Annotated in this window: 8 protein-coding genes and 1 pseudogene; 8 read left to right on the forward strand and 1 reads right to left on the reverse strand. The window is 62.4% G+C overall.

Annotated elements, in window-relative coordinates; all coding sequences use genetic code 11:
- The 6 genes from B3873_RS08620 to B3873_RS08645 form a co-directional block, all read left to right on the forward strand.
- Nucleotides 1-659, forward strand: a 659-nt coding sequence (locus tag B3873_RS08620) for a protein adenylyltransferase SelO family protein (protein WP_286865301.1), incomplete at its 5' end; no start/stop codon positions are given.
- An 88-nt stretch (nucleotides 660-747) separates the two neighbouring features.
- Nucleotides 748-1143, forward strand: a complete 396-nt coding sequence (msrB, locus tag B3873_RS08625; RefSeq protein WP_034335690.1) for a peptide-methionine (R)-S-oxide reductase MsrB — start codon at nucleotides 748-750, stop codon at nucleotides 1141-1143.
- Between the two features lie 45 nt (nucleotides 1144-1188).
- A complete protein-coding gene (locus B3873_RS08630; RefSeq protein ID WP_039788195.1) occupies nucleotides 1189-1809 on the forward strand; it encodes a septation protein A in 621 nt (206 codons plus the stop codon).
- Nucleotides 1806-2090 (forward strand): BolA family protein, encoded by a 285-nt coding sequence (locus B3873_RS08635; RefSeq protein WP_039788198.1) that lies wholly within the window; start codon nucleotides 1806-1808, stop codon nucleotides 2088-2090. Before B3873_RS08630 ends, B3873_RS08635 begins: the two co-directional genes overlap by 4 nt.
- Nucleotides 2091-2184: 94 nt before the next feature.
- Nucleotides 2185-2961: a peptidylprolyl isomerase gene (locus tag B3873_RS08640; protein WP_039788199.1), complete on the forward strand. Its 777-nt coding sequence runs from the start codon at nucleotides 2185-2187 to the stop codon at nucleotides 2959-2961.
- A 504-nt stretch (nucleotides 2962-3465) separates the two neighbouring features.
- Complete coding sequence (locus tag B3873_RS08645) at nucleotides 3466-4575, forward strand: porin (protein ID WP_286865308.1); 1110 nt, start codon at nucleotides 3466-3468, stop codon at nucleotides 4573-4575.
- A 181-nt stretch (nucleotides 4576-4756) separates the two neighbouring features.
- Here B3873_RS08645 and purL read toward each other — a convergent pair whose 3' ends face one another.
- Nucleotides 4757-8788, reverse strand: a complete 4032-nt coding sequence (purL, locus tag B3873_RS08650; RefSeq protein WP_286865310.1) for a phosphoribosylformylglycinamidine synthase — start codon at nucleotides 8786-8788, stop codon at nucleotides 4757-4759.
- 469 nt (nucleotides 8789-9257) lie between these two features.
- Here purL and B3873_RS08655 point away from each other — a divergent pair, with 469 nt between their 5' ends.
- Together B3873_RS08655 and B3873_RS08660 are read left to right on the forward strand one after the other, a co-directional pair.
- A complete protein-coding gene (locus tag B3873_RS08655) occupies nucleotides 9258-10529 on the forward strand; it encodes an FAD-dependent oxidoreductase (RefSeq protein ID WP_286865311.1) in 1272 nt (423 codons plus the stop codon).
- A 238-nt stretch (nucleotides 10530-10767) separates the two neighbouring features.
- A pseudogene (locus B3873_RS08660) lies at nucleotides 10768-10932 on the forward strand (bifunctional ADP-dependent NAD(P)H-hydrate dehydratase/NAD(P)H-hydrate epimerase); the annotation flags it as partial.

Consider the following 10932-nt stretch of genomic DNA (forward strand, 5'->3'; position numbering starts at 1 on the left):
CCTCCGCCCCCCGCCACATCTGCAACCACACCGACCGCCAGGGCCGCTACAGCTACCAGATGCAGCCGCGCATCGGCCAATGGAACTGCTTCGCGCTGGGCCAGGCCATGCTGCCGCTGATCGGCTCGGTGGAGCAGACCGAAGCGGCGCTGGCCGACTATGAAGCCATCTTCCAGGCGCGCCATGCCGAGTTGCTGCACGCCAAGCTGGGGCTGCGCACGCAACAGCCCGAGGATGAGCAACTGATCGAAGCGCTGTTTGCCATCCTGCAAGCCAATGGCGTGGACTTCACCCTGTTCTTCCGCCGCCTGGGCGACTTGCGCATCGGCAATACGGCTGACGACGAGCCGGTACGCGATCTCATCCTCGACCGCCCCGCCTTCGATGCCTGGGCCACGCAATACCGCGCCCGCCTGCGCGCCGAAGACAGCGACGACGCTGCCCGCCGGCTTGCAATGCACGCGGTCAACCCCAAGTACGTGCTACGCAATTACCTCGCCCAGGAAGCCATCGACCGTGCGCTGGAGAAGGATTTCAGGGAAGTGGCCCGCCTGCAGCAGATCCTGCAACATCCCTTTGACGAACAGCCCGAATTCGAGCGCTATGCGGCGCTGCCGCCGGAGTGGGCCCGTCACCTGGAAGTGAGCTGCTCATCCTGAAGCATGGCCTGACTTTTGACACATCTGAAACTTTCTTCCTGAGCAGGTCGCAGTTGCCCGCCGCCCGTCATCCCCCAAGGAGCCAAGCATGAACAAACGTGTAGAAAAGACCGAAGCGCAATGGCGCGAACAACTGGACCCGATGGAGTACCAGGTCACCCGCGAAGCCGCCACCGAGCGCGCCTTCACCGGCCGTTACTGGGATCATCATGAAGCCGGCACCTATACCTGCGTCTGCTGTGACACGCCGCTCTTCACCTCGGATGCCAAGTTCGATTCCGGCTGCGGCTGGCCCAGCTACTTCGAACCCATCGATCCAGCCAACGTGCGCGAGAAAGTGGACCGCAGTTATGGCATGATTCGCACCGAGATCATCTGCAACGTCTGCGACGCCCACCTGGGCCACGTCTTCCCCGACGGCCCGCCGCCGACCGGACTGCGCTATTGCATCAATTCGGCTTCGCTGCGTTTCGACCCGGCGTAAGCCGCTCCTCCACCGTTTCATTGACTCACTGAAGAAGCCAACCCGATGAAGTTTCTGTTCGACCTGTTCCCCGTCATCCTGTTTTTCGGCGTCTTCAAATGGGCCGAGGGCCATCCCTCGGCCGCGCAGGACCTGGTGATGCAATACCTGGGCGGGGCCATGTCGGCCGGTGCCGTCACGGCCAGCCAGGCCCCCATCCTGCTCTCGACCGCGGTCGCCATCGTCGCCTCGCTGGGCCAGATCGCCTGGCTGCTGCTGCGCCGGCGCAAGGTGGACGGCATGCTGTGGGTGTCACTGGCCATCATCGTGGTCTTTGGCGGTGCCACCATCTATTTCCGTGACGATACCTTCATCAAGTGGAAACCGACCATCCTGTACTGGGCCTTCGGCCTGGCCTTGCTGGTGTCGCAGCTGTTCATGAAGAAAAATCTCATCCGCGTCATGATGGAAAAGCAGGTCACCCTGCCCGAAGCGATCTGGCCGCGCCTGAACCTGGCCTGGATCGTGTTCTTCGCGGTCATGGGCGTGCTGAACCTGTACATCGCCTTCAATTACTCGCTGGATACCTGGGTCAACTTCAAGATGTTCGGCAGCATGGGCCTGATGTTTGCCTTCATCATCGGGCAAAGCCTGTTCCTCTCCAAGTACATGAAGGATGCCGAATGAGCGCCGCTGACACCCGCGTGCAGCGCATCACCGAGCGCCTGACTGCAACTTTCTCGCCGCAGGTCTGTCTGGTCGAGGATGAGTCGGCCCTGCATGCTGGACATGCCGGTGCCGCCTCTGGCGGAGGACATTACAGGATCCGCCTGGTTTCCGACTTGTTCGCGGGCAAAAATCGGTTGAACCGCCATCGGCTGGTGTATGATTGCCTGTCCGACCTGATGCAGCAGGAGATCCATGCGCTGGCCATAGTGGCGCTCTCCCCATCAGAGGCAACGAACTGAGACCAAGAACAAAGACCGACGCCTGCTTTTATCCAAGCCCCTCCTGTTTTTCTTCTCCGTTTTGATTCATTCCTTTCTTTTCTAGGATTAAACAATGACATTCAAACCCGCTCGTCTGCTGGTGCTGCTGTTCGCCATCGCTTCCATCCCGGCCTTCGCTCAAAACCTGGCCGTCGTGAACGGCAAGGCGATCCCTTCCTCCCGCGCCGAACTGATGGTCAAGCAGATGACTGCGCAAGGCCAGCCTGACAGCCCGCAACTGCGCGGTGCCATCAAGGAAGAGCTGATCAATCGTGAAATCCTGATGCAGGAAGCCGACAAGCAAGGCCTGTCCAACAGCACCGACGTCAAGAACCAGCTGGAACTGGCCCGCCAGTCCATCGTCATCCGCGCCCTGATCGCCGACTACCTGAAGAAGAACCCGGTCTCCGACGCCGACATCAAGGCCGAATACGACAAGTTCAAGGCCCAGGCCGGCGACAAGGAATACCACGCCCGCCACATCCTGGTGGACAAGAAGGAAGACGCCGAAGCCATCATCGCCAAGCTGAAGGCCGGTACCAAGTTCGAAGACCTGGCCAAGCAATCCAAGGACACCGGTTCGGCAGCCAACGGTGGCGACCTCGACTGGGCGACCCCGGCCTCCTTCGTCAAGCCGTTCTCCGACGCCATGGTGGCCCTGAAGAAGGGTGACATCACCCAGACTCCGGTGCAGACCCAGTTCGGCTGGCACGTGATCAAGCTGGAAGATGTGCGTGCTGCCAAGGTCCCGACCCTGGAAGAAGTCAAGCCGCAGATCGCAGAAGCCCTGCAACAGAAGAAGCTGCAGGCTTACCAGGAGCAACTGCGCGCCAAGGCCAAGGTGCAATAAGCCTGACGCCCTGATCGCCGAAGAGGACGGCCGCGCGCCCTCCTCTTCATCGCTCTCCCCGCATGCCCGGCCAGGTTTCCTTGCCGGGCATGTTGCTTTTTAGCTACGTTTGCACGCACAAGTTCTGCTTGAAACGTCAAAAAGTCGCTCGTAAACCCCGGATTTCCTCCAAAAAACCGCTGAAATTGGCCTTCCTGTCATACGGAAGACACAAATCAAGTTTCATAGTGAAGATTTATTTTTATAAAAAATTTACGCAATGAATTTTTCATAATCATATAAATTCACTAAATAATTAAAAAAGAGGAATTTTCCTGCAGCATTTCGCGCATTTTGCGAACCATCGTTCTGATATTCTTCGATCCAGTTCCAAATAGGGACAGGCTGCGGCCGGCCACGTTGAATGCGGTCGCGGCGATAAAAGAGGTGTTTCGGGGAGAGGCACACAAGGCTGATCCGCGGCACCATCAACAACACAACATCGTGCTTTCTGGAGAGAAACCTATGAAGAAGAGTTCCATGCTGCTGCTGGCAGCCGGCCTGACCACCGGCGGCGCAGCCTTTGCCCAGTCCTCCGTGACCATCTACGGCATCGTCGACACCAGCATTCGTTATCTGAGCAATGACAATGCCCAGGGCAGCAGCAACGTGCGCATGGACAATGGCGCCATTTCCAACAGCCGTATCGGTTTCAAGGGGACCGAGGACCTGGGTGGCGGCCTGAAGGCAGTGTTCCGTCTGGAAAACGGTTTCAGCAGCGACACCGGCGCCGCCCAACAAGGTGGCCGTCTGTTCGGTCGTCAATCGTGGGTTGGCCTGGCCGGTGATTTCGGCAAGGTCTCCGTGGGCCGCCAGAACACCGCCCTGTTCGACCTGATGGCCGATCACTTCGATCCGCTGACCGTCGGCAACTACGAAACCAACTCCTGGATGCCGGCTGCCGCTACCCGCGTGCGCAGCGACAACACCGTGCGCTATGACGGCCAGTTCGGTCCCGTGGCCGCTTCCGTGAGCTACGCCTTCGGCGAGCAAGCCGGTTCGACCCGCAGCGGCAGCCAGATCAGCACCGCCCTGCGCTACAACAACGGTGGCTTCGCCATCGGTGGCGGCTTCCAGCAAACCGTGGACGCCACGGCTGCACGCAACAAGGCCACGACCTACAACCTGTCGGCTTCCTACGCGTTCGGCGCGGCCAAGGTCTTCGCCGGTTACTACCGCATGAAGGATGCAACCGGTGTGAACGGTGCATTCATGGAAACCACCAACTACTCGCTGGCCAACACCGCAAATGGCAACACCGTCGGCGTGGAACGCAAGGATGATGGCTACTTCTTCGGTGCCAACTACCAGGCGACCGCTGCACTGAGCCTGACCGGCGGCGTGTACTACGACAAGAGCAAGAACGTGGCCTACCAGACCCTGGGCAATGTCGGCGACGGCAAGCGTTACACCATCGTTGGCGTGGCCGAATACGCCCTGTCCAAGCGCACCCAGCTGTACACCACCGTGGACTACAACAAGGCCAAGGATGCTGCCGTGTACGAGATCACCAACTCGGCCAACGGCAAGAGCAACCTGACCACCGTCGGCGTTGGCATTCGTCACATCTTCTGATCCGGCTTGAGGATGGCGCTTTCCTTCGGGGAAGCGTCATCACCCGACCGCGCAGCAGAAACAAAAAACGCAGTTCCGAAAGGAACTGCGTTTTTTTTCATCCCGCTTTTTCAGCCCCTGCCCGAGTGCCCCGCACAGCGGGCAGTCGGAACAGGAAACTTCATTTCAAGCCATTTCCGGCTCAACCCACCCACTTGCGGGCATTGCGGAACATGCGCATCCACGGCGAATCCTCGCCCCACGATTCAGGGTGCCAGGATTGGGTCACGGTGCGGAACACGCGTTCGGCGTGCGGCATCAGGACCGTGAAGCGGCCGTCCGGGGTGGTCACCGAGGTGATGCCCTGCGGCGAACCGTTGGGGTTGAACGGATAGGCTTCGGTGGCCGCGCCGCGATGGTCGACGTAGCGCATGGCGATGAGGGCCTTGTCGATGTCACCGGTCTGCGAGAAGTCGGCAAAACCTTCACCGTGGGCGGTGGCGATCGGTGCCTGGGTACCCGCCATGCCCTGCATGAAGATGGACGGCGAATCGGCCACTTCCACCATCACGAAACGCGCCTCGAACTGCTCGGACTTGTTGCGGGTGAACTTGGGCCAGGCTTCCGCGCCCGGGATCATGGACTTCAGGTTGCTCATCATCTGGCAGCCGTTGCAGATGCCCAGCGAGAAGGTGTCCTGGCGCTGGAAGAAGCGCGAGAACTGCTCGGCCAGCTGCGCATTGAAGAGAATCGTCTTGGCCCAGCCTTCGCCGGCGCCCAGCACGTCACCGTAGGAGAAGCCGCCCACGGCGATGAAGCCCTTGAAGTCATCCAGCTTGGCACGGTTGGCGATCAGGTCGCTCATATGCACGTCAACCGCAGTGAAACCGGCCTTGTGCATGGCATAGGCGGTCTCGATGTGCGAGTTCACGCCCTGCTCGCGCAGGATGGCGACCTTGGGACGCGCCGCTGCGCCCAGCGACAGGTAGGGTGCGGCGATGTCTTCCTGCGGATCGAAGGTCAGCTTGGGCGTCATGCCGGGATCGGCTGCATCCAGCAGGCGTTCGTATTCGGCATCGGCGCAGGCCGGGTTGTCGCGCAGGCGGGCGATGCGCCAGCTGGTCTCGCTCCAGACGCGGTGCAGCTCGGCACGCGGCTGGCTGTAGATGTTCTTGGCGTCGCGCATGAATTCGATCACGTCGCGGTCGTTGGGCTTGCCGATGATGTGGCTGCACGCGCCCAGGTTGTAGCTGCGCAGCACGTTCATGACGTCCGACTTCTGCTCGGCCGGAACCTGGATCACCGCACCCAGTTCTTCGCTGAACAGGGCGCGCAGGGTCAGTTCATTGCGGCGTTCGGCCACTTGCGTGGTCCAGTTCTTGGAATCGCCCCAGTCTGCGGCGTGCTCGGCTTCCATGGTCAGGATGTCGAGGTTGACCGAGATGCCGGTGTGACCTGCAAAGGCCATTTCGGCCAGGGTGGCATACAGGCCACCGTCAGAACGGTCGTGGTAGGCCAGCAGGCGGTCTTCGGTATTGAGTTGCTGGATGGCGTTGAAGAAGGCCTTCAGGTCTTCTGCGCTATCCACGTCCGGGGTCTCGTTGCCGATCTGCTGCATCACCTGCGTGAGCGCCGAGGCACCCATGCGGTTCTTGCCACGGCCCAGGTCGATCAGGATCAGGACGGTTTCGCCCTTGTCCTTGCGCAGTTGCGGGGTCAGCACGCGGCGCACGTCGGTCACCGGCGCAAAGCCGGAAACGATCAGCGAGACCGGCGAGGTCACCGACTTGGCGCCGGCTTCATCGCTCCAGGTGCTGCGCATGGACAGCGAATCCTTGCCCACGGGGATCGAGATCCCCAGTGCCGGGCACAGCTCCATGCCCACGGCCTTGACGGTATCGAACAGCGCGGCGTCCTGGCCGGGCTGGCCGCAGGCCGCCATCCAGTTGGCCGACAGCTTGATGTCGCCGATCTCGGCGATGGGGGCGGCAGCGATGTTGGTGATGGCTTCACCGACGGCCATGCGGCCAGAAGCCGGGGCGTCGATCACGGCCAGCGGGGTACGCTCGCCCATGGCCATGGCTTCGCCGAGGTAGCCTTCCAGGCCCATGGCGGTCACGGCCACGTCAGCCACCGGCACCTGCCAGGGACCGACCATCTGGTCGCGCACGGTCATGGCACCGACGCTGCGGTCACCGATGGTGATCAGGAAGGACTTGTCGGCCACGGCCGGCAGGCGCAGCACGCGCTGGGCCACGTCCACCAGCTCCATGCCGGTCAGGTCCACCGGCGGCAATTGCTTCTCCACGTGCTGCACGTCGCGGTGCATCTTGGGCGGCTTGCCCAGCAGCACATCCATGGGCATGTCGACCGGGTTGTTGTTGTGCTCGGGGTCGATGACTTTCAGCTGGCGTTCTTCGGTGGCGGTACCGACCACGGCGAAGGGGGCGCGCTCGCGCTCGCACAGGTATTTGAACAGATCCAGGTGTTCCGGCAGGATCGCCAGCACGTAACGCTCCTGCGATTCATTGCTCCAGATCTCACGCGGAGCCAGGCCACTTTCTTCCAGCGGCACCTTGCGCAGGTCGAAGATGGCACCGCGCTTGGCATCGTTGGTAATTTCCGGGAAGGCGTTCGACAGGCCGCCCGCACCCACGTCGTGGATGGACTGGATGGGATTGTCGTCACCCAGCGCCCAGCAGGCGTTGATGACTTCCTGGGCACGGCGTTCCATTTCCGGATTGCCACGCTGGACCGAGTCGAAGTCCAGATCGGCAGTATTCACGCCGGTAGCCATCGAGGAGGCAGCACCACCGCCCATGCCGATGCGCATGCCGGGGCCGCCCAGCTGGATCAGCAGGCTGCCGACCGGCAGGTCGTTCTTTTTGGTGTGCTTGGCGGAAATGTTGCCCATGCCGCCGGCGATCATGATGGGCTTGTGGTAGCCCATCACCTGCCCGCCCACGTTCTGCTCGTAGGTACGGAAGTAGCCGCCCAGGTTGGGACGGCCGAATTCGTTGTTGAAGGCCGCGCCACCGAGCGGGCCGTCGATCATGATCTGCAAGGGCGAAGCGATGCGCTCCGGCTTGCCGTAGATGCCGCCCTGGGCGTGTTCATCGCGCTGGTCCACCGGCTGGGCCACGTCGCGGGCGTTTTCCCACGGCTGCACCGCATGGGTGACCATCAGGTTGGACACGGTAAAGCCGGTCAGGCCGGCCTTGGGTTTGGAGCCACGGCCGGTCGCACCTTCGTCGCGGATCTCGCCGCCGGCGCCGGTAGAGGCACCCGGGAACGGGGAGATGGCGGTCGGGTGGTTGTGAGTTTCGACCTTCATCAGGATATGGGTCAGCTCGTCCGAAGCTTCATAGACGTTGCCCTTGGTGGCGCCGCGCTGGTAGAAGCGCGAGACGGTCGCGCCCTCGATGATGGAGGAGTTGTCCGAATAGGCCACCACGGTGCCCTTGGGCGCCAGTTGATGGGTGTTCTTGATCATGCCGAACAGCGACTTGTCCTGCTTTTCGCCGTCGATGGTCCAGTCGGCGTTGAAGATCTTGTGGCGGCAGTGTTCGCTGTTGGCCTGGGCGAACATCATCAGTTCGACGTCGGTCGGATTGCGCTGGGCCTTGGTGAAGGCGTCCACCAGGTAATCGATCTCGTCATCCGACAGGGCCAGGCCCAGTTCGGTGTTGGCGCGTTCCAGCGCGGCACGGCCGCCGCCGATCACGTCCACCGATTCCAGCGGCTTGGCCTGCAGTTCCGAGAACAGGCCGGCGGCGTCCTGCGGATCGCGCAGCACGGTTTCGGTCATGCGGTCGTGCAGCAGCGCGGCCACGGCCGGGATGCTGGCTTCATTCAGTTTCTTGGTCCCCCCCAGCAGGCCGGTCTTGACCTGCACGCGGAAGATGATGCCGCGCTCGACCCGGTGGATGTGGCCCATGCCGCAGTTGCGCACGATGTCGGTGGCCTTGCTGGCCCACGGCGAGATGGTACCGAAGCGCGGGATCACCACGAAGGCATCGCCCTCGTCGCTGCCATTGAAGGGATCGCCATAGGTCAGCAGGCCGTTGAGGCGTGCCTCGTCCTCCCGCGTCAGGGCCTGGGCCTGGCCGGCGTCGACGAAGTGCAGATAGCGGCCGGATACGCCGGTGATGGCGGCATCCACTGCTTGCAATTGGGTCAGAAGGCGTTGGGTACGGAAAGCGGAAAGGGCATTGGAGCCCGGCAGGATCAGCATGGCGAGGTCGAGGCAGTTAGCTTGAATCGGGAAAACCGTCGCAGCATCGCGGCAGGGACCGGTCCACCGACACCAACCGCCCCGGATGACGCATTGCACAAGGAAAAATCGTGCAGGTCGGGGACTGGCGGAATGATGGATCGTGCGCGCGTTTGCTGGCAGAGCCGGCATTATACAGTGGACACCGCGCCAAGTCCCGCGCAAAGCGAGCGATGGGGCCGCCCTGCCTCCAAGCGGGCGGCAGCGCGATGCAGCAGACCGCTGTCATCCGCGCCGTGTCGCCAGACGTTGTCATTTGAAGCAGAAAATGTCCCCCCTTTCGGGCAGGACGCACGTAGCCCTGCGGCAATATCCAAACTGCAAGGAAATTTCGCGGTATCATTCGGCCCGCATCGGCGCAGGGCCAGCCCGGCGATCCATGGCCGATGCCCACGACCACAGCGGCCCTGCCGCTTCCAAGACGAACAGAGTGAACAGCACACAACGACAGATCGCCGTCATCGGCGGGGGACTTTCAGGGATTTGCAGCGCCTACTTCCTGGCCGCCAGAGGCTATGAAGTTGCCGTCATCGAGCGCCGTGCGCACGTGGCCGAAGAAGCCACCTTCGGCGATTCGGGACTGTTGGCACCGGGGGCGGCCATGCCGCTGACATTGCCGGGTGCCATGGCGACCTTCGCCTGCCGCTTCCAGGACGAGCCGCGGGTCCTGCTGGCCCCCGGTACCGATTTCGGCCGCCGGCGCTGGATGCGCGCCACGCGCCAGGCCCAGCACCACGATTTTGCCGGGAACAAGCTGCGCCTGACGCGCCTGTCGGCCTACGGCCAGAGCCTGACCCTGCAATTGCAGGCCCATCACAACCTGGACCATGAAAATGGCCAGGGCGTGTTCCACCTCTTCCGCCAACCGGCCGAAGCGGCCCGTATGGCGCAGCTGGAGGAAGCCGCCGGCCAATGCGAGTTCAAGCACCAGGCCCTGGACGCGGCCGGCATCCGCACACTGGAACCGGCCTTCTCGTCGGAAGCGAAGCTCTCCGGCGCGCTCTACTACCCGGAAGACATGGCCGGCAACTGCGTGCTGTTTGCCAAGCAGATGCGCAATGCGGCCCAGGAGTTGGGGGTGAGCTTCCATTTCGATTCCACCGTCACCTCGATCAACGCCGAATTCGGCGGCCGCCTGACGCTGCACGTCAGCTCGCCTCATCTGGCCTCGCAAATGCGGGTTGATGCCGTGGTGGTGGCAGCCGGCATGTCCAGCGCCGAACTGCTGCGTCCGCTCGATACCGACCTGCCGCTGCTGGCCCTGCAGAGCTATTCGGCACTGGTACCCGTGAAAAATCCGGATGATGCACCCAGCATGGCCCTGCATGACGACAGCTACAAGGTCAGCATGACGCGCCTGGGCAGCCGCATCCGCATCAGTGGTTTGCTGGGCTTCGTGCCGCAGAGCCAGACCTTGCCGCCCAAGGCGCTGCGCAACCTGCTCAAGATTGCCGGCGACTATTACCCCAATGCCGCCAACTACAACCAGGCGCATTTCTGGAGCAATACCATGGCCCTGCTGCCGCACGGCCTGCCTGTGGTGGGACCGACGCGACAAGGCAACGTCTTCGTCAATGTCGGCCACGGTGCCACCGGCTGGGCCGCCAGCGTCGGTTCGGCGCGCCTGTTGTGCGACATGATCAGCGGCGATGACTGCGAAATCCCGGTCGAAGGCTTGCTGCCGCGTGACGTGCTCGGCTGAGCGAGCAGTTGCCGAACCACGCGGTGCAGGCCGGCCGCGTGCATTCTTTTCATCGATGAAAATCACCGAAGTGCCTGCGCTGGCAGAACAATTCACTTAAAATCAAGCACCCGCGTGACCAGCGCTTGAGCAGGTGAATTTTTCTGCACTTGGCTCCCCAGCGCCGATCTTTCGCGGGTTTCAGAGATCTGCCTGCTGCACTGACGCCCATCCACTCAACGTCCCTGCCACCCCGATCATGAGCGCGCTCCATTCCGTTGCCGAGATCCGCCAGGTTGAACAAGCGGCCCTGTCCGCCCTGCCTCCTTACACCCTCATGCAACGCGCCGGCGCCGCCATCGCCGAGCAGGCGCAGCAGTTGCTGTGTTCGACCACGACCTCCTCGCCGTCGGTGCTGCTCCTG

Origin of the sequence: Herbaspirillum sp. UBA812, assembly GCF_002296545.1 — a bacterium.
Classification (GTDB): domain Bacteria; phylum Pseudomonadota; class Gammaproteobacteria; order Burkholderiales; family Burkholderiaceae_D; genus Herbaspirillum; species Herbaspirillum huttiense.